Source organism: Marinobacterium sp. xm-m-312 (genome assembly GCF_013283295.1).
Classification (GTDB): Bacteria; Pseudomonadota; Gammaproteobacteria; order Pseudomonadales; family Balneatricaceae; genus Marinobacterium_E.
On sequence record NZ_WBYS01000008.1, the window covers coordinates 43,294 to 68,438 of the forward strand.

Sequence of the window (25,145 nt, forward strand, 5' to 3'; positions counted from 1 at the left end):
ACAGGAACTTTAAGTAACATATAAAACAGAAGGACTTTAGCAATGCTCCATGTTAATGCGTCAGAATGTTTGAAACAGTCTACGAATGCAGCTCACAGATCCTTAGATGCTCACCCTATCCTTAGATCTTTAGTGCGACCTACTCTGAATGAGCGAGAATATACTCTCGCTCTAGTTGCACTGGAACATTGGATTAAAAAACATCTACCTCTCTTTTTGAATCATTCCAATGAAGCCTTAAAACAGCGTGTTTCTGAGCGTTACATTTGGTTAATTCAAGATCTTAAGTCTCTGAATGCGTTGGATTGCATTATTGAATCTGAACCTTTTGAAACTCATCACAACTCTCTATCTGAGGTGCTAGGCGCGATTTATGTCTTTGAAGGCGCTTCATTAGGTGGAAGGGTGTTAGCACCGCTCATAGAGCGGAGTTTGAATAGACATGATGTGACCCACTTTTATAACGGGTACAGAGATAACACCTTCGCGCTTTGGAAAGCGACGCAATATGAACTCGATTCTCAGCTCATTGAACCCCAGCAAATTGAGACGGCAGTTGAATCAGCTAAAAAACTATTTTTAAGCATGAGTGACTCTCTAGATATTGTCAGTCACTCATATTTTAAATTGGATGAGGTGGCAAATGGCTAGTCAAAAAAAGACCGTTAAAGTCGAGCCTGAAATTGCTACAGAATTGAATGAATCAGAGCTAAGCCAATCACGTACTGAACAGTTAAAAGTCATAGCAACATTAAGTCATGAACTACGGACGCCGCTGCATGCCATCATGGGCCTAGCTGAACTCTTGCAATCGGAACAGATGTCTCCAATGGCGAAACGGCATGTTGATAAAATAAGTGTGGCGTCGAACGGGCTTCTTGACTCACTGAACAAGGCGATCGAAGCGGCAAGAAGTGAGTCGGGTGCTGTTGTCATCAATCCCGTCACAACCGATATAACGGACCTTATTGAAAGAACCGTTAAGACTTTCTCAATTGCTGCTGAGGGTAAGGGAATTGAACTCGGTTTGATGATTGATCCTAAACTGTTCCGGCAGAACGTTGAGGTCGATGGTGTTCACCTTCAGCAAGTTTTAAACAATTTGATCGGTAATGCGATCAAATTTACCGATAGCGGTTCGATTGAGGTTTGGGCTGCACTAAAGGGGCAGATTGGATCAGAAGTAGAGATCCATTTCTCGGTCATTGATACCGGAATTGGTATTGATCAAAAAGATATACAAAAAATTCTTTCGCCCTTTGGTCAAGTGGTTGATGTTCAAAAGGGGAGGCCGTTAGGTTCAGGGTTGGGTTTGGGTATATGTTTAGACATAGTCCAAAAAATGGGTGGAAGCCTGGTTCTGAGATCTGATTTAGGAAAGGGGACTAAGGCCTCTTTTCAATTGAGGCTACCTGTCTCTCAGTCAATAGCTGGTTCAGCGCCCCTTAAATTTAGATCAGACCCGATCGTGGCGGTTGTTGCTGATAAATCAGTTAAGTTTGAAATCATTGAGACCTTCTTAAGGGATTGGGGTGCCTCGGTCATCAGAGTCCAGTCTTTCAAACAGCTAACCAAGACAAACATTGATGCGTTGGTCGTCTCAGAGAAAATTGCGATTCAAGAGAATCATCTCTGTAGGGATTGGACGTTAAAAATCCTTGAGGGACGAATAGCGATCATTCGATCTGAGAATAGTGCTTTTCCACCAGGCTTGGTCGATCGAACGGATGAAATTTTTGAGCCTATTTTGCCAAGCCTGTTACACGACTTTTTTGCAAAAAGTGGTTTAAGTGATTCAGTTGCTCAACAGGTTAAATTAAAAGCAGAGAGCCCCCCTCAAGAGTTGATGTTGAAGGTGCTTGTTGTAGACGACAGCATGACCAATCTAATCCTTCTTAAATCACAGTTATTAAAGATCGGAAAGGTCGATGTGGTTTTGGCCAAAAATGGTGCTGAGGCTGTTGATAAAGTGGAATCAGAGAAAGACTTTCACCTAGTGTTTATGGATTTCAATATGCCGATATTAGATGGACCTGAAGCCACTAAACAACTTAGGGATAAGGGGTATGACCTTCCCATTATTGGTCTAACGGCACTGGATTCTTCATCTATTGAGCTCACCAATACGGCGCATCTATTTAACGAGATACTCAATAAACCCGCGGGAATGACTGCCATTGAAGCCGTTCTTAATAAGGTTCGCCTGAATCAATACCAACCCGTGATTAATGAAAACGAGCAAAAACATTATGTCTAACGTCGTCAAACTGAATACACAATACGATTTGAGTACCTGTGAAAAAGAACCCATTCACCTTTTGGGACGCGTACAGAGCTTTGGTTATTTTATCGCGTTCAACTCAGATTGGGGCATCATTGCCGCTTCCGAAAATGTCACAGAGCTGTTTAAGGTACCCGTGGATAAGATGCTGGGTCGAAATTTAGAGACTCTATTCGATAAGACTGAAGTGAATAGGATTAAAGCCACATTCCTCGGCATAAATGGCTCTGATCATTCTGAGAGACTCACAAACATTGATCTGTTTAAAACAGGTCAGCTGTTTGATCTGGCGATCCATTTATCGGGCAGCACCATAGTGGTTGAGCTTGAAAAGAGTGTTGATAGTTCTTCAGATCAACTTCAGGTCCTCAAGCAGATGATCAGAAAAGTAACAGACACTGATAATTTAGAGGATTTGCTCTCAATTTCGGCCGAACACGTCTCAACGTTAACGGGCTTTGATAGAGTCATGGTCTACCGATTCCATGGAGATGGTAGCGGAGAGGTTGTCGCTGAGCATCGCAATGCATCCGTCGATTCCTTTATGGGTCTTAGATACCCAGCATCGGACATACCACGACAAGCCAGAGCGCTTTACAAAAGAAACCTCACCCGTTTGATTGCTGATGTACATGACACGGGCGTGCCGATCCATCCGCAACACGCCAACATTGATCTTTCGATTAGCTCAACTCGTTCTGTATCGCCTGTTCACATTGAGTATCTAAAAAACATGGGTGTTGCAGCGTCTATGTCTATTAGCATTCTTGTTGACGGTGAACTTTGGGGGTTATTCGCGTGTCACCACTATTCAAATAAATACGTATCGCTGTGTGATAGAACAATTGCAGAGCTCTATGTTGAGTCCTTGGCATTGGAGCTAAGAGTAAAGCTTAACAGCCAAAGTCACAGTGATACTGAGCTCTCCCGACAGCTGCATATGAAATTGGTGACAAGCTTAAACAATGATCTGTCACTCTTTGATAACCTTAAATCGCATGTCAATTTTATTCATAAACTCATTCCCTCCGATTCCATGGTGCTGGTGGTCGGAGGTGAATACCAAGTGGCCGGAGATCCGATTAGTTCTGAAGATATCCAACTGCTTGTAAAACGACTCAATCATTCATCACAAAGCGGTATTTTTAGTGTGGAGTCACTGCAAGAGTGGCTCAATGATGATCTCACAATCGCTGATCGTTTTGCTGGTATGTTAGTGGTTCCGATGTCTAGAAGGCCTAAGGATCTGCTTATTTTTCTTCGAAAAGAGGAGCCGCAAAAGGTGAGCTGGGCTGGCAATCCTGACAAGCCAGTTGAGCTAGGCCCAAACGGTATTCGTTTAACACCAAGAAAAAGTTTCGAAGCTTGGATCGAAATGAGAAAGGGGTATTCAGCCCCTTGGACAGATCAACAAATTGCCTTGGCTGAACAGATCAAGACCGTACTGTTGGAAATAATTGTACGTAACTTGGATGATTACAACCGCATAGCCAGTGAAGCGCAAAGTCAAAAAGATATGCTCATACACGAACTTAATCACCGAGTTCGTAATATTCTTGGGTTGATATCAGGGATTGTCTCGCAGACATCGACACAAGATTTATCAATTAAGGATTTTCAATCGATTTTAGGGGGACGTGTGCAATCTTTAGCCATTGCACAGACGCATTTAACTGAAAAAAATTGGAATTTCGCTCCGCTCACAATGATTCTCGACAATGAAGAGAGAGCTTTAGTGGCGAAGACTAATCTCATGAAACGATCAGGTCCTGAGGTCAAACTGAGTCCTAAGGCCTTCACGACTATGACCATGGTGATTCATGAGCTTTTAACCAATGCCGTTAAATACGGCGCGGCTAAATCTGAAAATGGTCAAATAAATTTGAACTGGCAGATTCACCAAGGGGAACTGCATTTATATTGGCGCGAATCAGGTGTAACGATCGAACAGTCACCCTCACAGTTTGGATTCGGGTCGGTCATTATCAATCGATCTATTCCTCATGATTTGGGCGGGGTAGCCAAGATTGAGTATCAACGATCCGGTGTGGTTGCAGAATTTGTCATACCTGCGATGCATTTTGAGACTGCAGAAGCAGAGCATAAGAGCGACTCTACATCGAGTGAGGCAGTATCTATCATTCACAAGGGGCAACCGGATAAGGAGAGTGTTCTCATAGTCGAAGATAATATGATCATCGGATTTGAGTTGGAGAGAATGCTGCAGGCAATGGGTTACAAAAATATTGAGTTAGCTGCAACCGTTCAAGAGGCGCATGAATCGATCAATAAAAAGATTCCAGGTTTGGCGGTTTTGGATATCAACTTGGGCGATGAGTCGAGTGAAACGGTCGCAGATTGTCTTCGGAATAAGAGTGTGCCTTTCATCTTTGCCACTGGCTATAGCTCCGTTAAAGATGGCTTTAAGAAGAAGCATGCAAATGTTCCTGTTGTTGAAAAACCCTTTAGTAGCTCTGTAATACAGGCCGCCATTCAGTCGCTGGAGAGTTGATTGAGTAACTCAGCTAACTCACATCGATATCAGGGGTGGTTTAGTATCAATTGATGACGATTTTTTAACTCAATAATAAGTAAAAATTAACTTTTGTAATAGTTACGTAATTTTCACAAAAAAATAGGGGTTTTGTAGTTTTGTAGTCGACATTTGTTGGTTTTTTACAAGTTATATCAATAACTTATGAACAGTAAGTTGTATATCCTTTATTTCAATCTGTGTCATAATTAACGGGTTACTTAACCTTTATAAAGGAGTGTGCTGTGTCTCAAGAACTGATGCTAGCAGAGTGGAATGCTCGTGAATCGATCGCCGAAGCGATGGTCCCTGTGGTTGGTCGTTTGTACCGTGAATCAAACGTTGAAATTTCTGTTTTCGGCCAACTGTCTGTTCGTAAATCTGTGATCGATCTACTTAAAGATCACCGTTACGTTCGTCAGGTTGAGGGTGAAGAGCTTTCAGTCGTAGATACCTTCCCAGTACTTGAGAAGGTGTCTCAAATGGGCATCCGCAACGCACACATCGACATCGGTAAATTGGCTGTTAATTTCCGTAAATCGGGTGCAGCGGATTTGAATGATTATTTAGAGTCTGAACTTGCTGGCGCATCAACAGAAGATACTGGTGGTCAAGACGTCGTCCTATACGGCTTCGGTCGCATTGGTCGTCTACTGGCTCGATTCATGTTGAACCGCTCGGGTGCAGGTCACACGCTGCGTCTGCGCGCGATTGTTGTACGTAAGGGCAAAGCCGATAACGACCTAGAGAAGCGTGCAAGTTTGTTGCGTCGTGACTCAGTTCACGGTTCGTTCAAAGGCACTATCCAAGTTGATGAAGCAACGAACTCCCTGATCGTAAACGGTAATGCGATCAAAGTGATCTTCGCCGATGGCCCAGATCAGGTTGATTACACTCAGTACGGCATTAACAATGCGCTTGTTATTGATAACACCGGTATCTGGCGTGATGACAAAGGCCTTGCGCTTCACCTTCAATCTAAAGGTGTTGATCGCGTTATCCTTACAGCACCAGGTAAAGGCATCAAAAACATCGTTATGGGTGTTAACCATGGTGACATCGAAGCATCGGATAAAATCTTATCGGCTGCTTCCTGTACCACTAACGCCATTACGCCTGTCCTTAAAGCGATGGATGACAAGTACGGTGTTGCTAATGGTCACGTTGAGACCGTTCACTCATACACTAACGACCAGAACCTGATCGATAACTACCACAAAGGTGACCGACGTGGCCGCGCAGCCGCGCTTAACATGGTTATCTCTGAAACGGGTGCAGCTAAGGCGGTCTCTAAAGCGCTTCCACAATTGGAAGGTAAGCTAACCGGTAACGCGATCCGTGTTCCGACACCGAACGTCTCTATGGCGATCCTTAACCTGAACCTAGAGAAAGAGACTGAGCGTGAGTCTTTGAATGACTACCTTCGTGAAGTGGCGCTGCACTCTGATCTTCAGAAGCAGGTTGACTACTCTAACTCACCTGAAGCAGTTTCGAGCGACTTTGTCGGCTCACGTGCTGCAGGTGTTGTCGATGCATTGGCGACTATCTCAAGCGGTAAGAGCTGTGTTCTCTACGTTTGGTACGATAACGAGTACGGCTACAGCTGTCAGGTTATCCGTCTAGCGCGTGAGATTACCAATTGTACGCTTAAGGCTTTCCCACAAGAGTAATTACTCTTTTGTAAAAAAAACCGGAGTCACCGAGAGGGTCTCCGGTTTTTTTGTCTCTGATTCATTCTTAATAAACAGGTATAATGCGCCCAACTTAAAGGCATAGGTCATTATGGAACGTATTAACTGGTTTCCCGGTCACATGCATAAAGCGCGTAAAGAGATTGCGCAACTTATGGATGAGGTCGACATTGTTATTGAAGTGTTGGATGCACGCTTGCCTCGCTCAAGCGAGAACCCCTTGGTGACCTCGTTACGTCGAGGCAAACCGGTTCTTAAAATTCTGAATAAATCCGATCTGGCAGATCCCGACAAAACCAAGGCTTGGTTGCAGGAGTTCAATGCGCAAGAGGGCATTACGGCCATCGAGTTAACGACAAGTGATAAGAGAACCATCAAGTCGATTCCGCAAATCTGTAAAGATGCCGTGCCTGCCCGTGCTAACAAAGATCGCCCAGTGCGTGCCATGATCATGGGCATTCCCAATGTGGGTAAGTCGACTCTGATCAATGCTCTGTTAGGCCGACGCATTGCCAAAGTGGGTAATGAACCTGCCGTGACTAAAGCGAATAAACGCTACAGTGTATTTCAGGGGATGGCTCTGTCGGATACTCCCGGTATCTTGTGGCCAAAAATTGAGGACCAAGACTCTGGATACCGGTTGGCGGTCAGTGGTGCGATTAAAGATACTGCGATCGATTATGATCAGGTGGCTGTCTATGGTGCTAACTTCATCCTTAATGCTTACCCTGAGCGACTAGTAGAGCGTTATAAATTGAAAGAGCTGCCGGAGTTAGGTGAAGGCTTATTGGATCAAATTGGCCGTAAACGAGGCTGCTTGCGACCCGGCGGTGTGGTCGATATACACAAGGCGGCCGAGATACTAATGAACGAGATGCGCGGTGGTAAGCTAGGGCGCATCAGTTTTGAAACAGTGGAAGAGTGGCAAGAGAAAGATCGTATTGCCGCTGAATTAGCTGCCCAAGAGGCCGAAGAAGCGGCCAAGGCAGAGGAGAGTTCTAAGTGACCCGTTTAAAAAAGCAGAAGCGCATGGCTAACAAAATCGTGCTGGATAAAACGCCCCGTAAGCAGGAGCGTCTGGCCGACCCTGACAGCTATGAGAGCCGAAAACAGCGTGCGCAAAAACAGAAGAAAAAGCATGTGTCTGTTGATCAGAAACGTATTAATGCGAAACCAACAAAATCAGCAATTGAGCGTGATACCGAGGCCGGCCGTCGTGGTGAGCGCAAGGGTGGCCGATTAGCGGATAAGATCCGTCAATACAACGCCGATAAAAAGAGTGCTGAAAAAGCCGATAACAGCAGCGAGCAGACCAACGGCAGCGAATGAGTAAACGCAGGGTTGATGTCCTAATTATAGGTGCCGGTGCGTCCGGTCTGATGTGTGCATTAACGGCTGGCTATCGTGGCCGTTCTGTTCTGGTGTTGGAACACACTAAAAAAGTGGGCCGTAAGATTTTAATGTCGGGAGGAGGGCGTTGTAATTTCACCCACCTTCACTCAACCCCAGCCAATTTTCTATCGAATAACCCGCACTTCTGTAAATCGGCATTGAGTCGTTATACACCTCAACACTTTGTCGATATGGTCGATCGTCATGGGATTGAGTACCACGAGAAGACCCCAGGTCAGCTCTTCTGTAATGAATCCAGTAAAGAGATTCTAACGATGCTCACCACTGAGTGCGATTGGGCGGGTGTAAAGATTGAGACAGAGGTGAGTGTCCATTCTCTTATCCAGAATGAGCATGGTTTTCTCGTAGAAACCTCGACTGGTTCAATTCAATGTGAGTCGCTGGTTGTCGCAACGGGCGGGCTTTCCATCCCTAATGGTGGTGCGACCGGCTTTGCTTATGATGTGACCGAGCAGTTTGACCTGCCGGTTACCTCTCGCCGCGCGGCACTGGTCCCGTTTACGCTGCAGCCTGATATTTTAACGCCACTCAAAGAGCTCTCTGGGACAGCACAAAATGCGCGCGTCAGTTGTGCGGGGATGAGCTTTTTAGAGCCTATTCTGTTTACTCATCGAGGCATAAGCGGCCCTGGAGTTCTTCAGATCTCGAGCTATTGGAAGCCAGGTCAGAGTGTTGAAATTGATCTGCTTCCCGGTATTGATATTGACGAGCAACTTAAAGAGGCTCGACAAGCGACTCCAAAACAGAGCATTGAGCGAGTGCTTAGTGAGTACATGAGTAAGCGATTGGCTCAGGTATTGTGCTCAATCTGGGGCTTTGCTGGGGCAGTGGGTGACTTCTCCAATGAGAAAATTGAAGCGCTCACCAAGCAACTGACTCAATGGCAGGTGAAACCCTCGGGAACCGAAGGCTATCGTACAGCCGAAGTGACCATTGGTGGGGTAGATACTCAAGCCATCTCGCAGAAAACCATGGAAGTGAAAAGTGTCCCAGGTCTCTACTTTATCGGTGAGTCGTTGGATGTGACAGGCCATTTAGGTGGACACAACTTCCAGTGGGCGTGGGCATCAGGAAATGCCGCCGGCGAAGTTGTTTAGGCAAGTTAAGTTCAATTGTTGGAGCCTTATCGAAGATGAGGCGATAATCGCGGCCTTTGAAAGACCGCTCCAACGCTTAAAGCTTTGAATTGATGTTGGAGCCTTATCGAAGATGAGGCGATAATCGCGGCCTTTGAAAGACCGCTCCAACCCATGAAGTGTTACTTAGTTTTACAGCTGTTCAGTCCGAACAGTGTGTAAGCACCACAAAATCCAAACACACCGGTTAACAGCGGTACTACACCAATGTAACCCCAGCTACCCACTGTCTCTGTGAAGGCTAGCCCAATCAGGATTAAGCCGACAATAATGCGCAGAGCGCGATCCATTCCACCGACATTACATTTCATATCACTATCTCCTTTTGAGAGGGTTTTAATAATTCGTTATACGATGTTAAGTGAAATTGAGCCCACAGCTTCAACACTGCCTTCAATACGGTCACCTTTGACAACGGGGCCCACTCCTTCAGGGGTACCGGTGTAGATAAGATCCCCCGGCTGTATGTGGTAATATTTAGAGAGGTGCATGACCAACTCTGCGGGTGACCAGATCAGATCAGAGATGTCAGCTGACTGCTTGGTTTCACCATTAACACGCAGTTCGATCCTGCCACGTTCAAGCACTCCTGTGACCGATTTTGGTACCAGGTCGGTAATGATGGCACCGCCTTCGAAGTTTTTACCTAGATCCCAAGGACGACGTTTATCTTTACCTTTCTGCTGCAGGTCACGGCGTGTCATGTCTAACCCACAGGCGTAACCATAGATCATCGCTTCCGCTCTCTCTTCATCGACCTCAAAGCCCGGCTGATCGATCGCGACGACCCACTCCATCTCGTAGTGTAGGTCTTCAGTTCCTGGAGGATAGGGTAGATCGGTTCCTGACGCCTGAATGGCGTTAAGGTCTTTAATGAAATAGAAGGGCTCTTGAGAGGTTTTATCAATCTTATCGCCCATCTCGGCCGCGTGTGCTTGATAGCTTCGGCCAACACAAAAGATGCGATTTACTGGAAATTTACGTTCGTCACCGCGAATCGTTAAGGCGGTGACTGGGCGAGGCGTAAATAGATAACTGTCCGACATATCATAGACTCTGATTTTGTTGATCTATGGATTGTAATGCTTCCGTCAATTTTTCTACAGAGATAGGTTTTGCCAGTGCCGCAGAAGCGCCGGCTTCGATTAATCGATCACGCTCTTCACCGATTGTGGCGGCTGACACCCCGACAATAGGTCCGGAAAAACCGATCTCACGAAGCGCTGACACTAAGCCATATCCATCGAGGTTTGGCATGAAAATATCTGTCACAACTATGTCAAAGTCGCTCTCTTTAGCCGCCTCAAGAGCTAACTGACCATCTTCCTGGGCAATCACCTCGGCTCCAAGACCCTCAATCATTTTTTTGGTAAGCGTGCGAATCATTAGATTGTCTTCAGCGACCAGGACGCGCTTATTGGTAAGGTCCAAAGCCTTAGTCGATTGAGTTGATTCTTTTGGCTCTGAAGTTTTCTGTGAATCGAGCTCGCTAGTGCTAGAGTCCGTTGAGATAAGATCCACGGATAGATTGATCAAGAAGGTGGCGCCACCACCAGGGGTATCTTCGTATTGGACAGTGCCGCCCAATTCACGGGCAATTTGCATACAGAGATACAAGCCAATACCACTGCCATCCGCTTTTGAGTCGCCGCGATAGTAGGCATTAAATATATTGGCTTGAAACTCCTTCGGAATCCCCTGTCCGTTATCACTTATTTTAAGGGTGTAGTTGACGATGTTGGTGTCGATCGTCGGTCTGTAGAGTTCAACAGAGACCTGGCTAGCCCCGCTATGAATAAAAGCGTTGCGCAAAAAGTTGATCAGCATCTGCTTAAGAGAGGTCGTATCAAAATAGGTTTCAGGGTCTTCCCAGTCAAACTCTGACACAACTAAATCAATTTGAGCCTCTTTGGCTGAGATTTGCATTGAGTTACACACTTCTAGCAAAGTTTGTGTAATTTGACCGGTTTTTCTCTGTCTTGCAGTTTGCTGTTCAGGTTTAACAACATTTCGAAGATCATCTATTAGATTCAATAGATGGTTTACACTCTGATTGATCTCTAGGCTGTGGTCGTTATCATCTTCAAGCATCATTTTTATGGCTGAGACGGGTGTTCTAATCTCATGTGCAATAATGCCAAATAGCCGTTTTTCACTGTCAAAGCGCTCCTGAAGTTGAACAAACGATAGGTTTGCCTGGTGCAAGAGATCTTTTGACTCCTCTATGAGTCGCTGTCGATCCGTTGTTTCGATCATGCTACCTAGGATTTGCCGGTCAACTGACAATAGCCCCTGACTGGTCATTGTAATATCAAAATAGCGTTTACCATTTTGACTATCGATTGTGACGTTAAAATGTTTAGGTCCTTTGAAGGCAAGCAAACTCAAAAGTGTCAATTTAAATTCACTATCATTTTCTTCGTCGAAGAGGCCTAAAAATCCCTTAATAGAGATAAATTCACTAACCGGTAAATCTAGTATCTCTCGCAAGGTTGCAGATGGACGCACTTTTTCATTGATCGGGTCTATCTCAAAGAGACCAATGCCCGATGTATCTGTCGTGATGTTGAGTTTTCGAATGGCCAGTTCTGCATCAGATCGAGACTTCAAAACTCTATCTTGGTTTCGTTTCTCCAAGCTTATATCTTGAATAAACAGGTTGTCATTGTTCTCAGGGTCAACGCCAATACGGTCGATTTTCCACCAAATGGTTTCAGTTTTCGAAAGGTTTAATGGAATTTCGCAGCTGTCAATTTTGCCCTGTAAGAGATAGTTAATTGCCTCTTTGTGCGATGGTTTTACTCTCTCAACTAATTGAGGAACTGCAACATCGGTAGCGGGAAAATTAACGCTATGCCCCTTGAAAGCGAAGTGGATAGTCTCTGATTCTTGGTGAACTGTGGCCAGATCGAAACGTGACTTTTCAGCCGCCTGTTCCAATGTGTGCATTAATGCTGTACTGATCTTCTCAAATTGATCTGCTTGACGCTTAGCCTTTATAGCTATCAGTCCACGTTCAATCGTATCGGTTTGATCAACCAGTGAACCAAATAGAAAACCTTGTTGATCGACATTCGCAGTAAGTAATACTTTTCTGGCAGTGGTTAGATTGTTATTAATGCTGACCATTGCTCTGTAGGGTTGATCATCCAGAGGTGTTAGATCTTCAAGTCGTGCCGGCTGATCTTTAATTGATAACTTGTCCGATAGACTCTGTAGGGTCAAAGCGGTTTTTGGATCAGAACCCAACAGATGCTTTAGTTGTGAGTTGCACCATAAAGAACCTTTCGCATCTATCTGCTCGAAAAGGGCGATCTCTGTAACAGTGGACACTTTCTCGAAGCGGTTAACGGCTTGCTTTAATTCAGAGCTGTATTGGATAAGTTTCAGTTTAGCAAAATTTAGCTGTCTAATTTTAAGTGCAATAAAGCTAGCGAAGAATGCAACCACGGCTAATGTAAGCAGAACTCGATCGGTTAAAATGGGCTGGGTATAGGGGCTGACTGAGAACTCTACTGCGTTCAGTATCATGGCAATGGGCAAAAAGAGACAGAATAGCCTGTAGGGTAGAGTGATGGCAGAAGCGAGTAGGGCAAGGGATATGACCAAGCCCGGCCTCAAAACCGCGTCGGGTGCTAGGTTTAGAAACAGTAATTGTCCAATGAAGAGTGCAACCGGAATGAGATGAGAGATCTGAAAAGGCTCTCTCTCTGTTTTATCGATGTTTAGCCAAGTGATGAAGATTCGGGCACTTAAGATCGCGATAAAGGCCGGAAAGAACTGTTCAGCAAAACTAATGTAACTCAGTTTGCCATCAAGATAAGCTATGAAAAGCGATCCGATGATAACCGAAAGCACACCCAGTAAACGCCTGCTTCGGCTCTCTCTCTTCCAGTCATCAAAAATGGGGGTGCTAGTGTGCACAACGACGGTAACCACAATGGCAACAATGACCCCTTTGATAAGTGTTTGCTCTAGTGATTCAGCTGTCAGATGCCAAAGGAGTGGGAGATACCCCAAAAGGTAGAGCCCAATTTGGCGATTACGCAGGATTAGGCTTTTAGACGCTATTGCCGAGGCCGCGACAAGCACCAGGGGTGAAAACAGTCCAATATCGAACCAAGTAACACGATGAGAAGCGTCGAAGAAAAGTTTGGGGGTCAAACCAGCACTGGCCAATCCGACGAATAACGCTAAAGCCAGTGAGTAGATTGGGTGGCGTAACAGATTGCTTAGATGTGAATTCATAGACTGCATACTTATGAGTAATTAAGCGTTAATAAGAACACTATTCTTAGCAAATTTTGTGCCATCTAATCTGTGTCTCTTCGGCTTTTTCGGTTTGTTATAAACTCATTATAGTTGGATTTTAAGAAGTGAGGCCCTCTGAATTTATACCAATTTGGTCTTATCTAGGTTTTTATAAGAAAAAAAACGCGCCCGAAGGCGCGTTTTTTGTGAGCAGTGTCTAACGATTAAACGTTAGCGAACTGGTTCATTGTGTTGTCTTTACCGCCTGCTTTAAGAGCCGCATCACCAGCGAAGTACTCTTTGTGGTCGTCGCCGATGTTAGAACCAGCCATGTCCTGGTGCTTAACAGTCGCGATACCCTGACGGATCTCTTTACGCTGAACGCCGCCTGCGTATGCAAGCATGCCTTCGTCACCGAAGTAACCTTTTGCTAGGTTATCAGTTGATAGAGCAGCCGTGTGGTACGTCGGAAGCGTGATTAGGTGGTGGAAGATACCCGCTTCACGTGATGCATCTGCCTGGAAGCTTTGGATCTTAGCGTCTGCTTCTTTACCTAGATCTGTTTCATCGTAATCAGCACTCATTAGTTTAGCGCGATCGTAGGCTGAAACATCTTTACCTTCAGCAGTCCAAGCATCAAATACTTGCTGACGGAAGTTAAGCGTCCAGTTGAACGAAGGAGAGTTGTTGTAAACAAGCTTCGCATTTGGAATCACTTCACGGATGCGGTTAACCATGCCAGCGATCTGCTGAACGTGTGGTTTTTCTGTTTCGATCCATAGAAGGTCAGCACCGTTCTGGAGTGAGGTGATACAGTCAAGAACAACACGATCTTCACCTGAACCCGCTTTGAACTGGAATAGACCAGACTGTAGACGCTTAGGCTTCATTAATTGGCCGTTCGCTTTAACTACTACATCACCGTTGTTGATGTCTTCAGGACCGTTGATTACGTCGCCATCTAGGAAGCTGTTGTAAAGGTCACCTAGGTCGCCTGGCTCGTTAGTCACAGCGATCTGCTTAGTTAGGCCAGCACCTAGAGAGTCAGTACGTGCAACGATTACACCGTCATCTACGCCAAGCTCAAGGAATGCGTAACGAACAGCGTTGATCTTAGCTAGGAAGTCAGAGTGAGGTACAGTAACTTTACCGTCCTGGTGACCACACTGTTTCTCATCAGAAACCTGGTTCTCTAGCTGGATACAACAAGCACCGGCTTCGATCATTTTCTTAGCTAAAAGGTAAGTCGCTTCAGCGTTACCGAAACCAGCATCGATATCAGCAATGATTGGAACGATATGAGTTTCGAAGCTATCGATCTTAGCGATGATCTCTTGCTCTTTAGTGTTGTTGCCAGCGTCACGTGCAGCGTCTAGCTCACGGTAAAGGTGGTTAAGTTCCCACGCATCCGCTTGTTTAAGGAAGGTGTAAAGCTCTTCGATAAGCATTGGCACAGACGTTTTCTCGTGCATTGATTGGTCAGGAAGTGGACCGAACTCTGAACGTAGAGCCGCAACCATCCAGCCAGATAGGTATAGGTAGCGCTTGTCAGTAGAACCGAAGTGCTTCTTGATAGAGATTAGTTTCTGTTGACCGATGAAACCGTGCCAGCAACCTAGAGACTGAGTGTATTTAGATGTATCAGCATCGTAATCAGCCATATCTTTACGCATGATCGCTGCAGTGTATTTAGCGATATCTAGACCCGAGTGGAAACGGTTCTGAAGTTTCATGCGAGCAGCCGATTCAGCATTAATTGCTGACCATGTGCCGCCGTACTGGTTACAAGTCGCTTGTTGAGCTTCAATCTCTTGTTTGTATGTAGACATATCTCATCCTCAATAATGGGTACCTGTGCACCCGAATGTGTTAAATCTCTGGCGGTTCAAAAATCAAACCTGACCGATGGCGACATCATGAAGATTGCTGCACCTGCTGTCAAAGCGCTTTTGTGCATAGCAGCATAGAATGGAGGGTGTCAGTTAGGGGGTGGTCGTATTTCTTGTAGTTAAACTACAAGCAGTCAATGTGGTGATATTTGTTTTAATTTATATAAAACAATAACTTACTTTAATATAGACTATGGTTTAGCGACTTAAGTTTAATAGTAAATGGTCGTAAATTGTCTGTTTTTACAGCGATTAAATACTCTTTTTATATACCAATTTCTTCTATAAGACCTTTGGTGCATGGCAAGAAGTTGTAGGTGGAAAATAGTATAAAAGCGACATAAGCTGTCCTTTGGCGAACCGCTGGTTTAATGTGAAGGCACGATTACCTACTGAATGGCTCCCTGAGTAAAGAGCTGTTTGATGAGCGATGACTCGCCAATCTTGTACTGATTAGCTGATAGGTAACCTTGATTGGCTAGCTGTTTAGCAAGTTCTATCTCTGCGTCATCGACCTCTAGCTGAACGCCGTTACAGAAGAGTTTGAACTGTTCACCATCAGAATAGAGCAGGCGGTTGTTTGGAAGAAGCTCGATACCGTCCTCGGTGGCGCCCAGTATCCAATCATCGTAATCCTCTGGGTCAAGCTGTTCAGTTTGATCAGGATACTTAGGTTCTGAAAACAAGGACCCTAAAGCGCTTTCAAGCTGTTCCCGATTGGATAAAAGTGCTTTTAGGCGCTGTTCGATTTGAGTGATGGACGCTTGATCGATCTCCCCCGGCGATTGGCAAAGAGTTCGTTTAGGATCACTAAACCGGTGTTCGCTAGTCAGGGCTTCACCGATGCTGTCTGATACGGTTCGCAGTATCTCGGCATCGGATGGTGCTCTGAATCCTGCAGAGTAGGTGACGCAATCTTCACTGGTTGCTATGCCGTTATGAGCGACTTGTGGAGGGAGGTAGAGCATATCGCCCGGCTCCAGATCAAAGCTCTCTAGGCATTGGAATTCACTCAGAATCATAACCGGCGCATCCGGTAAACGGGGTGATTGGCTGGATTCGATAGCACCCAACTCCCAGCGACGTGTCCCTTTAGCCTGAATTAAAAAGACATCGTAGTTGTCATAGTGTGGTCCAACACCACCACCCGGCGTTGCATAGCTGATCATCAGATCATCGATGCGCCAGTTAGGGACAAAGTTGAAGGCATCTAGCAATGCTTTTGCTTCGGGGGAGTAGTGGTCTACGGCTTGCACTAGAAGCGTCCAGTGCGATTCTGGAAGATGTGCGAAGGTCTCCTCATTTAGAGGACCACATTCCAACTGGTATTCTGAGCTGTCCGGTTTGAATTGAATCAGTCTCGATTCGACTTCCTCTTCGAGGGATAAGCCTGCCAATTCATCAGAGCTGACAACGGGTTCAAGGTCGGGAAATGCATTGCGAATTAACAGTGGTTTCTGTTGCCAATAGTCACGCAGAAACGTCTCAACCGTTAAATCACCCCAGTTAATTGTGTACATAGCCAATCCTTTAAAAATGATGGCTTCATTTTAAATTAAAGGGCCGGTGGGTGATATCTACTTTGTTAAGAATTCCAGTGACTGGCTTCAGCCTGTCATCTGCTTTATCGGTGTTTTCCAGATAGGTATTAAATTCTAACTGCGGATGACAGGCTGAAGGCCAGTCACCGTCGCTACTAGCTAGATGCATACGAAAATTAATCGCGACCTCTTCGAGATCGCTCCAACAACCTAACTGCGGATGACAGGCTGAAGGCCAGTCACCGTCGCTACTAGCTAGATGCATACGAAAATTAATCGCGACCTCTTCGAGATCGCTCCAACAACCTAACTGCGGATGGCAGGCTGAAGGCCAGTCACCAATAGATGAATTAGATAGACCGATCCTGGGTGAGCTACTATTATTCAGTGATGAATGAATTACAGATTACACGAGTCGATTACCTAGATCCGCAACAGGGTAAAGATCTTGTCACTCTATTAAATGCCTATGCATTGGATCCCTTGGGGGGTGACACTCCGCTTAGTGATGAAGTGAAGCAGGCTCTTCCTGCTAAATTAGCTGAGGTAGACGGTGCAAATAGCTTTATTGCCTATGTGAATGATCAGCCAGTCGGGCTGCTTAATGCCTTTATGGGCTTTAGCACCTTTAATGCCGCTCCATTGATCAATATTCACGACGTTTATGTGGCACCCCAAGCGAGAGGTAAGGGTGTTGTCGATGCACTCTTTGCTGCTATCGAAGCGGTGGCTAAGGAGTTGAACTGCTGCAAGATCACCTTGGAAGTATTAGAGGAGAATGGCGTTGCTCAGTCTGCTTATAAACGGTTGGGCTATAAAGGCTACGATCTTGGTGAACTAGGGGGTGAAGCCCTCTTTTGGCAGAAAAAACTGTCGTGAAAATCCCTCTTATCATCCTCCCCAAGCTCTCTAAAAAGAGCTTTTTGGTTGTTTTCATAATATTGACGGCATTTACTCTGTTCAATGTGAATAAGAGTTATAAAACCTATACGGTGCTTAACAATGCGAGGTTGTTGGGTTCTGAGACCGCTGCAGATATCCGTGCTAAAGATACACTGAGTGATTTAATTGACCATTATCAGGTTTCATTAGAGGGATTGGTAGGGGTGCTAGGTGCGCCGTTGCCAGAGAAGAGCTCAACGTTAAAATCGATTGCGGAGAGTCGAGGTATGAGTGAACTGACTCTGATTGCTAAGGTTCAGTCTTTAGTTCCCCAGTCAGGTGATTTGCAGCAGAGTGATGATGGCTCTTGGTCAGCGTCGCTCAATGAGCTCTTGTATGAGGGGTTGGCTCTTTATGGTCTTCCTATCGTGCTAGCGGTTGTATTACTTGGTGCTTTAGGTTTGCCTGTACCAGCGGGTCCAATGACCGGAATAGTGGGGCTAATGGCCTTCTCAGGTCTGTTCGATGCTTTTTTTGCGGCTGTTGGGATAGTGGTTGCAGCGTTTTTAGGTGATGTTCTGTTGTTTGAGTTGGGTCGACGAATGGATACCGCTTGGTTCGATAAGCACGGCGCAAAATTTGGTTTCAATAAGAAGAGTCGTCACAGGGTAGAGCATCTTTTTCACCGTTGGGGCTCTTTGACACTAATACTGTCGAGATCTTTGGTGGCGCACATCAGTGCGGTTGTCAGCCTGATGGCAGGTGCCTCTTCATTAGGTCGAACAAAATACTGGCTAAACTGTCTAATAGGTCGGCTTGGTTGGTTGTTAATCTATTTTGGTTTTGGGTATTTCGTTGGGGATAATCTTGCAATGGCAGGTAGCTTCTTGGGATACCTGAGTTTAAGTTTGTTGGGGCTGTTACTGATCATTGTGCTCTTTGATCAGTACCACAAGCAAAGTCATAGAGTGGTATGAGGTAACCAGGGAAGCTATGTTTGAATCGGTTCGTTCTTTAACAATGGAAGCGGCACTTGAATTGGCTAAAACCGTTCAAGCTGAAGCGGATACTCAAGGGTTCGCCATGAATGTGGTTGTCGTCGATCGCTCAGGTCTGCCTTTAGTGGTACTCAGAAACCCTAAGGCGCCGGATGCCTCTTTGGAGTTTGCGGAGCGTAAAGCTTACACCGCTGCGAGCTATGGCTGGCCAACCGCTAAGTGGCAGGAGATTGTGGGTGAGCGTCCATTGGTGATGCAGGGGCTAGCGCAAAATCCTAAAGTCTCTCTGATCGCTGGTGGTCTACCCGTTAAGCTGGGCGATGAAACCATCGGGGGGCTAGGGGTAGCAGGTGCTAAAGCGCCAGAGGATCATGCGGTTGCCGCTGCGGGTTTAGAGGCGTTTTTGGAAAAGCCTTAATGCGTGTGTGAAAGGGAAGACGAGTTCAATAGATTGTTGTTGGAGCCTTATCGAAGATGAGGCGATGTCCGGTTTCGCGACCTCTGCGAGATCGCTCCTACGGGGGTTCGGCCATTTGCGATCGAGAATGCGTTCGATGGATTGTTGTTGGAGCCTTATCGAAGATGAGGCGATGTCCGGTTTCGCGCGTTAGCTTCCCTTGTTTTCGCGATCCAGGGTCTCTTCGACGGCGTTGAGAATGCCTCGTAACATACCCATCTCGGTTTTCTCTGGACGGGTGCGATTGAAGTAGCGTTTCAGTTTATCCAATACGCGTCCTTCGTGTTGAGGGATGATAAAGCTGACGCGACGTAGCACGCGCTCTAGGTGTTCAAAGAATAGAACCATCTCATGTTGGCGCGGGTAGGGTGCCTCTTCAACTTTTTCAGGTGCTAGGCGACTGGCACGGCGTAACTCATAGCAGACCAGTTGAATCGCCTGTGAAACATTCAAAACCGGGTAGTCCGGGTTGGCATCAATAAACAGGTGTCGATTACACATCAGCATCTCTTTATTGTTTAAACCCATAGTCTCGCGCCCAAAGATGATCGCGATTTCGCCGGAGTGTGATTCAGTATGAATCTGTTGTGCAGCGCTCTCTAAGTCTTGCAAGGGGAGGTCGAAGGTTCTTTCACGAGCACTGGTGCCGACCACCAGCTGACAGTCTGCAATCGCCTCTTCGAGGGTTGCAACTACCTTCGCACTCTCCAATAAATCTTTAGCGCCAGCGGCACGCGAAGTGGCCTCTTCACTTGGAAACTCACGAGGGTTGACTAGCCAGAGTTGGCCCAGTCCCATGTTCTTCAGTGCGCGAGCCGCCGCTCCAATGTTTCCAGGGTGGAAGGTCTCGACTAAAACGATTCGAATGTTGTTCAGCATGATGGGTGATCTGTTGTGTTAAACAATAAAAACGCCCCATAAGGAGCGTTTTATTCAGCGCTTCATCGATTAGATGCGAGACGCTTGTTCTGCTGCATTACCGACGTAAGTACCCGGTGTCAGTGTGCGAAGCTCTGCTTTAGCGGACTCTGGGATCTCAAGTGTTTCGATGAAATCGAGCATCACCTCTTTAGTCATCCCTTTACCGCGAGTCAGTGCTTTTAGCTTCTCATACGGCTCTTCAATCGCATAACGGCGCATCACTGTCTGGATAGGCTCAGCTAGCACTTCCCAGCTGTTGTCTAGATCTTCATCTAGGCGTGCCGCGTTCACTTCAAGTTTGCTAATGCCTTTCAGTGTCGATGCATAGGCAATCAGACTGTGGCCAAACCCGACACCTAGGTTACGCAGTACGGTTGAGTCTGTTAGATCGCGCTGCCAGCGAGAGATTGGCAATTTCATGGTCAGGTGGCCCATTACTGCATTCGCGATGCCTAAGTTGCCCTCTGAGTTTTCAAAATCAATTGGGTTAACTTTATGTGGCATGGTTGATGAACCCACTTCGCCAGCAATCGTTTTCTGCTTGAAGTAACCCCATGCGATATAGCCCCACACGTCACGATCAAAGTCGATCAGGATGGTGTTGTAACGACAGACTAGGTCGAACAACTCAGCAATGTAATCGTGAGGCTCAATCTGTGTCGTGTAGGGGTTGAAGTTCAATCCCAGGCCTTCAATAAAGCTCTTGGCATTCGCTTCCCAGTCAATCTCTGGGTAGGCACTTAGGTGAGCATTGTAGTTACCAACGGCACCGTTAATTTTGCCAAGGTACTCGATGCTGTCTAGCTGCTTGATTTGACGACGCAGACGGTAAGCTACGTTAGCCATCTCTTTACCCAGTGTCGATGGTGAAGCTGTCTGACCGTGAGTGCGCGATAGCATTGGCTGTGTTGCAAAATCTTGTCCGATTTTGGCAATCGCCTGTTCAATCGCTTCCATCTCTGTGCGCATAACGGCGACGCCGTTTTTCAGCATCAGTGCGTGAGACAGGTTGTTAATATCTTCGCTGGTACAAGCGAAGTGAACAAATTCGCTGATCGCGTTGAGTTCGGCATTGCCAGAGATCTGCTCTTTAATGAAATACTCAACCGCTTTTACATCGTGGTTGGTGGTGCGCTCGATCTCTTTGATGCGCTCAGCCTGTTCTAAAGAGAATTCTGCAACCAGTGTATCTAACAGTGCATTGGCTTCGCTGCTTAATGCAGGGACTTCAGTGATCTGCGGATGTGAAGCTAATTGCTGCAACCAACGGATCTCAACTTCAACACGGAAGCGGATCAATCCGAATTCGCTAAAAATAGTACGAAGGGCAGAGGTTTTGCTTCCGTAGCGGCCATCAACGGGCGATACGGCTGTTAGAGCAGTGAGTTCCATGAATGGGGTCTCTTGAATAGCGTGAATTTAAGGGTCGAGATTATATAGAAAAAAGCAGAGGTTGGGGAGTGTCTAAGGTTGTGGTGACAGGCTTTAGCCTGTCATCCGCTCTATCAGCAATTTCCAGCGCCTCCATTGGAAGCCCGTCAGTGGATGACAGGCTAAAAGCCAGTCACCGCAACTTCGCGCTAATTCGCTCCCACATCCGAGTTCCGTACTATATTTCTACGAAGCACAATTGTAGGAGCGAATTCAGCAAAGCTGAAACCGCGAAAGGATCTGGCAGAGGTCTCTATTTAAAGACGCTTCAGCTCTTGAAGAGCGTCACCGACGCGCGATCTAAAGAAGATCAGATGCCAGCGTTGGCCGCCAACCTGTCTCCAAAGAATAGCCGCTCGAATGCCTGCCAGTAGAAGGGCGCGTATGCGGGCTGCATTTTCATTGTTCTGCAGATTGCGTGGGTCACCCTGTACCTGAATTCTGAAATTAAAGTTGCTGATCGTCTCTTGATAGAGAGCGTCAATACCAGCTAGTACTGAACTGTGAGTAAATCGACTGGCATCGGTCGGTTCGTCATCACGGTGATTGTTCAGCCAGAAGTAGTCCGCTTTTTTTGCAAGCTCATCCAGACGCTCTGAAATGGTATTCAGGTAGTCGCTGTTCTTGGCCAGTTTGCGCTCCAATGTGATCAGGCTTAGTGCGTAGCGCATCACCATTGGTGAGTAAGCATTCTCTTTTTTATCAATAATTTGCTGTATTGAATTAAAGCCGTCATTAAGATTGATTTTAAGTTGCTGCCGGCCGCCGAAGATATCCTCAGTCGTAGCTGGGTTCATCTCGAACAGTGACGCGATAGAGACTTCGAAACTGCTGCTTGAACAGCTCCCTTGGCGCGCAATCTGATCGACGAGGTGGGCTGCTTGAAAGATGGCAGCCATTGCGATCGCCTGCTCCTGTTTTGCCCTCGACATCTATCTATCCCCCCAAGTCAGATCTCGTGAACTCTGTTCAATGACACCGCCGCCTAAGCAGAGATCGCCTTGATAGAGGACCAGAGATTGTCCCGGTGTAACCGCTCGTTGAGGTTGGTCGAAATAGACCTTGTAGCCCTTTTCATGCTTTTCGATGCGGCAGGCTTGATCCGCTTGTCGGTAACGGACTTTTGCGGTGCAACTCATCGGTAGCTGAGGCTCTTCACCGTTGATCCAAAAAATCTCGGACGCATAGAGCCAATCACTGTAGAGCAGCTCGTTATCGATGCCTTGCACTGCGATCAGTTCATTAGCGTTCAAGTCTTTACCCGCCACGAACCATGGATCTTCGGAGTAGTTGGCCAGGCCGCCAATGCCGAGGCCCTGACGCTGCCCAAGGGTGTAGTACATCAAGCCCTGGTGTTTTCCGATGACATCCCCAGTGGGTGTGACGATATTGCCTGGTTGAGCGGGGATGTACTGTTTTAAGAAATCGGTAAAGCGACGTTCACCGATGAAACAGATACCCGTGCTGTCCTTCTTTTTGGCGGTAATTAAATCGAGCTGTTCTGCAATCTCACGAACCTTAGGTTTCTCCAACTCACCAACAGGGAATAGCGTCATGGCCAGCTCTTGGTGGCCCACCTGGTGTAAGAAATAGCTCTGATCCTTGTTGGGATCTAGACCTTTTAACAGCTCGCCCTTCTCACCCTGCAGGCGACGACGTGTGTAGTGACCGGTTGCAATCATGTCGGCACCCAGTAGTTGGGCATACTCAAGAAAGGCTTTGAATTTGATTTCACGGTTGCAGAGGATATCTGGGTTGGGGGTGCGACCCGCTTTGTACTCTTCTAAAAAGTGTTCGAAGACGTTGTCCCAATACTCTGCAGCAAAGTTAGCCGTATGAAGCTTGATCTCAAGTTTGTCGCACACTGCTTGTGCATCGGCAAGATCCTCAAGAGCGGTACAGTACTCAGTACCGTCGTCCTCTTCCCAGTTTTTCATGAACAGACCTTCAACTTGGTAGCCCTGTTCTTTTAAAAGGTATGCAGAGACAGAGGAGTCCACGCCGCCAGACATGCCGACAATAACTTTTGTCTCGGTGATCGATTTTGTGCTCATGACGTCAGTCTAATTGATCGTGTATTAAATTAAGTGGGTAGCGTTTGCCTGCCAAATAGTCATCGATGCAGTCCAGTACCAGGTGGCTGCGTAAACGGTGCTTGTTCTCTGCTACCTCATCGCGCGTCATCCAGACCGCTTGGAGAATCCCCTCATCCAATGCCTGTTCAGGGTTATGCGACAGCGCATTCGCGATAAAAGTCACCCTATGGAAGGTGAGATCTAATTCAGGCACGCGGTAGACATAGAGTCCCAGTAGGGCATCCAGTTCAACGCTCCATGCGGTCTCCTCTTCGGTTTCACGCAGTGCTGCTTGAAACAGAGTTTCTCCATTTTCAACATGGCCAGCTGGCTGGTTAAGCACCTTTTGATCGCCGTTGATGATCTCTTCTACCAGTAAAAAGCGATTCTCTTTCTCAACAATTGTTGCGACGGTCGCATGTGGAAACCAGCGGTTTGGTTTGGAGTCGTGCATCGTTTAACTATCTGCAATAAAATAGCTGATTATCATATCAGATTTTAAGCCGTTTCTAGGCGGTGTTTCTTAATTTTGAGGTCAGAATGCAAGATCGCATTGAAGTCGTTACGCAACCGATTGACAGTTCAGATGGTTTGACTTGGTTGAAAGAGTCACCAGAAGGGGTGGGGGCACTGGTCTCATTCACAGGCATGGTGCGTGAATTGCCGGATGCCGATTTAGAGTTCATGGAGCTCGAACACTACCCAGGCATGACTGAAAAGGCCTTAGCCAATATAGCGACTCAAGCACGAGAACGTTGGCCGCTAAAACGTGTCTATATTGTGCACCGAGTCGGTCCTATGGGGCTGTCCGAAGAGGTTGTGCAAGTGGCTGTGAGTTCGGCGCATCGCAATGCTGCATTTGAAGCGGCCAGCTTTATTATGGATTATCTAAAACGTGACGCGCCGTTTTGGAAGCGTGAGGTGAGTGATAAAGGATCGGTTTGGGTCGAGCAGAAAGCTAGCGACGTCGAGGCCGCGAAGAGCTGGGGCGACCGCTAGTCCGCCTGTTATTCGCAGGTTGAGTTCTCTTTTTAGGCAGTGGTGCTAGGTTAACGTCCAACTTTCGCCACTCGCCTGGTGCTAAATCATCGATTGTCCACTCACCCACGGCATAGCGAATCAAACGTAAGGTTGGAAATCCGACGGCCGCCGTCATTCGTCTGACTTGGCGGTTTTTCCCTTCACTGATGACCAGCTCAATCCAGCTGGTTGGTATGTTTTTGCGCTCACGAATCGGTGGTGTTCTTGGCCAGGGTTCATCGATCTGGATGATGTTTGCTTTGGCGGGGCGGGTTAAGCCATCTTTTAACTCTACCCCTTGTCTTAGCTGATCCAAAGCCTGTTCAGTGATACTGCCCTCTACTTGAACCCAGTAGGTTTTGGGGAGTTTGAACTTAGGATGTGCGAGCCGGTGCTGCAGTTCGCCGTCACTGGTTAAGACCAGTAGTCCTTCGGAATCGTAATCTAAACGGCCTGCGGCGTAGATTTTGGGGATATCAATGAACTGTGCAAGCGTGTCTCTACCCTGATCATCGGTAAAGGTGGGTAGGACATTAAAGGGTTTGTTCAGTAGATAGAGGGTAGACATAGGGTAGGAGTACTCAAAACGTATCGCGCAGTGTACGCGATAAGTCTGCCAGCCCCAA

At 46.6% G+C, this 25,145-nt stretch carries 22 protein-coding genes; 11 read left to right on the top strand and 11 right to left on the bottom strand.

Annotated elements, in window-relative coordinates:
* The first annotated feature begins 42 nt into the window (after nucleotides 1-42).
* The 7 genes from XMM312_RS10345 to XMM312_RS10375 all read left to right on the top strand — a co-directional run bounded on the left by XMM312_RS10345 (nucleotide 43) and on the right by XMM312_RS10375 (nucleotide 9,015).
* Complete coding sequence (locus XMM312_RS10345; RefSeq protein WP_173489202.1) at nucleotides 43-651, top strand: biliverdin-producing heme oxygenase; 609 nt, start codon at nucleotides 43-45, stop codon at nucleotides 649-651.
* Complete coding sequence (locus XMM312_RS10350) at nucleotides 644-2,257, top strand: ATP-binding protein (RefSeq protein WP_173489203.1); 1,614 nt, start codon at nucleotides 644-646, stop codon at nucleotides 2,255-2,257. The genes XMM312_RS10345 and XMM312_RS10350 overlap by 8 nt, the downstream gene beginning before the upstream one ends.
* Nucleotides 2,250-4,793, top strand: a complete 2,544-nt coding sequence (locus tag XMM312_RS10355; protein ID WP_173489204.1) for a GAF domain-containing protein — start codon at nucleotides 2,250-2,252, stop codon at nucleotides 4,791-4,793. Before XMM312_RS10350 ends, XMM312_RS10355 begins: the two co-directional genes overlap by 8 nt.
* Before the next feature lie 266 nt (nucleotides 4,794-5,059).
* A complete protein-coding gene (locus XMM312_RS10360) occupies nucleotides 5,060-6,484 on the top strand; it encodes a glyceraldehyde-3-phosphate dehydrogenase (RefSeq protein WP_371731438.1) in 1,425 nt (474 codons plus the stop codon).
* A gap of 112 nt (nucleotides 6,485-6,596) precedes the next feature.
* Nucleotides 6,597-7,511: a ribosome biogenesis GTPase YlqF gene (gene ylqF, locus XMM312_RS10365; protein ID WP_173481059.1), complete on the top strand. Its 915-nt coding sequence runs from the start codon at nucleotides 6,597-6,599 to the stop codon at nucleotides 7,509-7,511.
* Complete coding sequence (locus XMM312_RS10370; protein WP_173481058.1) at nucleotides 7,508-7,834, top strand: hypothetical protein; 327 nt, start codon at nucleotides 7,508-7,510, stop codon at nucleotides 7,832-7,834. Before ylqF ends, XMM312_RS10370 begins: the two co-directional genes overlap by 4 nt.
* The gene (locus XMM312_RS10375; RefSeq protein ID WP_173489205.1) at nucleotides 7,831-9,015 is read left to right on the top strand and encodes an NAD(P)/FAD-dependent oxidoreductase; all 1,185 of its coding nucleotides are present in this window, start codon (nucleotides 7,831-7,833) and stop codon (nucleotides 9,013-9,015) included. Before XMM312_RS10370 ends, XMM312_RS10375 begins: the two co-directional genes overlap by 4 nt.
* A 161-nt stretch (nucleotides 9,016-9,176) precedes the next feature.
* Here XMM312_RS10375 and XMM312_RS10380 read toward each other — a convergent pair whose 3' ends face one another.
* The 5 genes from XMM312_RS10380 to XMM312_RS10400 all read right to left on the bottom strand — a co-directional run bounded on the left by XMM312_RS10380 (nucleotide 9,177) and on the right by XMM312_RS10400 (nucleotide 16,714).
* Entirely contained in the window at nucleotides 9,177-9,365 is a 189-nt protein-coding gene (locus XMM312_RS10380; RefSeq protein WP_173489206.1) for a DUF2892 domain-containing protein, read from the bottom strand.
* A gap of 36 nt (nucleotides 9,366-9,401) precedes the next feature.
* Nucleotides 9,402-10,100, bottom strand: a complete 699-nt coding sequence (locus tag XMM312_RS10385) for a fumarylacetoacetate hydrolase family protein (RefSeq protein WP_173481055.1) — start codon at nucleotides 10,098-10,100, stop codon at nucleotides 9,402-9,404.
* A gap of 1 nt (nucleotide 10,101) precedes the next feature.
* A complete protein-coding gene (locus XMM312_RS10390; RefSeq protein WP_173489207.1) occupies nucleotides 10,102-13,302 on the bottom strand; it encodes an ATP-binding protein in 3,201 nt (1,066 codons plus the stop codon).
* Between the two features lie 227 nt (nucleotides 13,303-13,529).
* Complete coding sequence (locus tag XMM312_RS10395; protein WP_173483676.1) at nucleotides 13,530-15,134, bottom strand: isocitrate lyase; 1,605 nt, start codon at nucleotides 15,132-15,134, stop codon at nucleotides 13,530-13,532.
* A 449-nt stretch (nucleotides 15,135-15,583) separates the two neighbouring features.
* On the bottom strand, nucleotides 15,584-16,714 hold the full coding sequence (locus XMM312_RS10400) for a cupin domain-containing protein (protein WP_173489208.1): 1,131 nt from the start codon (nucleotides 16,712-16,714) through the stop codon (nucleotides 15,584-15,586).
* A 390-nt stretch (nucleotides 16,715-17,104) separates the two neighbouring features.
* Here XMM312_RS10400 and XMM312_RS10405 point away from each other — a divergent pair, with 390 nt between their 5' ends.
* From XMM312_RS10405 to XMM312_RS10415, 3 genes are read left to right on the top strand one after another with little or no spacing between them, the layout of a single operon-like run.
* Entirely contained in the window at nucleotides 17,105-17,614 is a 510-nt protein-coding gene (locus tag XMM312_RS10405) for a GNAT family N-acetyltransferase (protein WP_371731437.1), read from the top strand.
* Nucleotides 17,611-18,594 carry a VTT domain-containing protein gene (locus XMM312_RS11705; RefSeq protein ID WP_173481050.1) on the top strand — a complete coding sequence of 328 codons (984 nt, stop codon included), beginning with the start codon at nucleotides 17,611-17,613 and terminating at the stop codon, nucleotides 18,592-18,594. Before XMM312_RS10405 ends, XMM312_RS11705 begins: the two co-directional genes overlap by 4 nt.
* A gap of 16 nt (nucleotides 18,595-18,610) precedes the next feature.
* On the top strand, nucleotides 18,611-19,033 hold the full coding sequence (locus tag XMM312_RS10415; RefSeq protein WP_173481049.1) for a heme-binding protein: 423 nt from the start codon (nucleotides 18,611-18,613) through the stop codon (nucleotides 19,031-19,033).
* Nucleotides 19,034-19,222: 189 nt separating this feature from the next.
* Here XMM312_RS10415 and XMM312_RS10420 read toward each other — a convergent pair whose 3' ends face one another.
* The 5 genes from XMM312_RS10420 to XMM312_RS10440 all read right to left on the bottom strand — a co-directional run bounded on the left by XMM312_RS10420 (nucleotide 19,223) and on the right by XMM312_RS10440 (nucleotide 23,953).
* A complete protein-coding gene (locus tag XMM312_RS10420; protein ID WP_173481048.1) occupies nucleotides 19,223-19,951 on the bottom strand; it encodes an RNA methyltransferase in 729 nt (242 codons plus the stop codon).
* Nucleotides 19,952-20,020: 69 nt separating this feature from the next.
* Nucleotides 20,021-21,385, bottom strand: coding sequence for an adenylosuccinate lyase (gene purB / locus XMM312_RS10425; protein ID WP_173489209.1), 1,365 nt, complete (start codon nucleotides 21,383-21,385; stop codon nucleotides 20,021-20,023).
* Nucleotides 21,386-21,681: 296 nt separating this feature from the next.
* Nucleotides 21,682-22,356 carry a high frequency lysogenization protein HflD gene (gene hflD, locus XMM312_RS10430; RefSeq protein WP_173481046.1) on the bottom strand — a complete coding sequence of 225 codons (675 nt, stop codon included), beginning with the start codon at nucleotides 22,354-22,356 and terminating at the stop codon, nucleotides 21,682-21,684.
* On the bottom strand, nucleotides 22,357-23,478 hold the full coding sequence (mnmA, locus tag XMM312_RS10435; protein ID WP_173481045.1) for a tRNA 2-thiouridine(34) synthase MnmA: 1,122 nt from the start codon (nucleotides 23,476-23,478) through the stop codon (nucleotides 22,357-22,359).
* A gap of 4 nt (nucleotides 23,479-23,482) precedes the next feature.
* Nucleotides 23,483-23,953 (bottom strand): NUDIX hydrolase, encoded by a 471-nt coding sequence (locus XMM312_RS10440; RefSeq protein WP_173481044.1) that lies wholly within the window; start codon nucleotides 23,951-23,953, stop codon nucleotides 23,483-23,485.
* A gap of 86 nt (nucleotides 23,954-24,039) precedes the next feature.
* On the opposite strand from XMM312_RS10440, the gene XMM312_RS10445 reads away from it, so the two are divergent.
* Entirely contained in the window at nucleotides 24,040-24,498 is a 459-nt protein-coding gene (locus XMM312_RS10445) for a molybdenum cofactor biosynthesis protein MoaE (protein WP_173489210.1), read from the top strand.
* On the opposite strand, the gene XMM312_RS10450 is transcribed toward XMM312_RS10445, so the two are convergent.
* Entirely contained in the window at nucleotides 24,458-25,087 is a 630-nt protein-coding gene (locus tag XMM312_RS10450) for a pseudouridine synthase (protein WP_173481042.1), read from the bottom strand. The genes XMM312_RS10445 and XMM312_RS10450 overlap by 41 nt on opposite strands.
* Nucleotides 25,088-25,145 lie beyond the last annotated feature (58 nt).

What these genes read in the sequence shown, in the direction of transcription:
- XMM312_RS10345 (WP_173489202.1), top strand. Translation starts at nt 43, where the DNA reads ATGCTCCATGTTAATGCGTCAGAATGTTTGAAACAGTCTACGAATGCA.
- XMM312_RS10350 (WP_173489203.1), top strand. Translation starts at nt 644, where the DNA reads ATGGCTAGTCAAAAAAAGACCGTTAAAGTCGAGCCTGAAATTGCTACA.
- XMM312_RS10355 (WP_173489204.1), top strand. Translation starts at nt 2,250, where the DNA reads ATGTCTAACGTCGTCAAACTGAATACACAATACGATTTGAGTACCTGT.
- ylqF (WP_173481059.1), top strand. Translation starts at nt 6,597, where the DNA reads ATGGAACGTATTAACTGGTTTCCCGGTCACATGCATAAAGCGCGTAAA.
- XMM312_RS10375 (WP_173489205.1), top strand. Translation starts at nt 7,831, where the DNA reads ATGAGTAAACGCAGGGTTGATGTCCTAATTATAGGTGCCGGTGCGTCC.
- XMM312_RS10380 (WP_173489206.1), bottom strand. Translation starts at nt 9,365, where the DNA reads ATGAAATGTAATGTCGGTGGAATGGATCGCGCTCTGCGCATTATTGTC.
- XMM312_RS10385 (WP_173481055.1), bottom strand. Translation starts at nt 10,100, where the DNA reads ATGTCGGACAGTTATCTATTTACGCCTCGCCCAGTCACCGCCTTAACG.
- XMM312_RS10390 (WP_173489207.1), bottom strand. Translation starts at nt 13,302, where the DNA reads ATGAATTCACATCTAAGCAATCTGTTACGCCACCCAATCTACTCACTG.
- XMM312_RS10395 (WP_173483676.1), bottom strand. Translation starts at nt 15,134, where the DNA reads ATGTCTACATACAAACAAGAGATTGAAGCTCAACAAGCGACTTGTAAC.
- XMM312_RS10400 (WP_173489208.1), bottom strand. Translation starts at nt 16,714, where the DNA reads ATGTACACAATTAACTGGGGTGATTTAACGGTTGAGACGTTTCTGCGT.
- XMM312_RS10415 (WP_173481049.1), top strand. Translation starts at nt 18,611, where the DNA reads ATGTTTGAATCGGTTCGTTCTTTAACAATGGAAGCGGCACTTGAATTG.
- XMM312_RS10420 (WP_173481048.1), bottom strand. Translation starts at nt 19,951, where the DNA reads ATGCTGAACAACATTCGAATCGTTTTAGTCGAGACCTTCCACCCTGGA.
- purB (WP_173489209.1), bottom strand. Translation starts at nt 21,385, where the DNA reads ATGGAACTCACTGCTCTAACAGCCGTATCGCCCGTTGATGGCCGCTAC.
- hflD (WP_173481046.1), bottom strand. Translation starts at nt 22,356, where the DNA reads ATGTCGAGGGCAAAACAGGAGCAGGCGATCGCAATGGCTGCCATCTTT.
- mnmA (WP_173481045.1), bottom strand. Translation starts at nt 23,478, where the DNA reads ATGAGCACAAAATCGATCACCGAGACAAAAGTTATTGTCGGCATGTCT.
- XMM312_RS10440 (WP_173481044.1), bottom strand. Translation starts at nt 23,953, where the DNA reads ATGCACGACTCCAAACCAAACCGCTGGTTTCCACATGCGACCGTCGCA.
- XMM312_RS10445 (WP_173489210.1), top strand. Translation starts at nt 24,040, where the DNA reads ATGCAAGATCGCATTGAAGTCGTTACGCAACCGATTGACAGTTCAGAT.
- XMM312_RS10450 (WP_173481042.1), bottom strand. Translation starts at nt 25,087, where the DNA reads ATGTCTACCCTCTATCTACTGAACAAACCCTTTAATGTCCTACCCACC.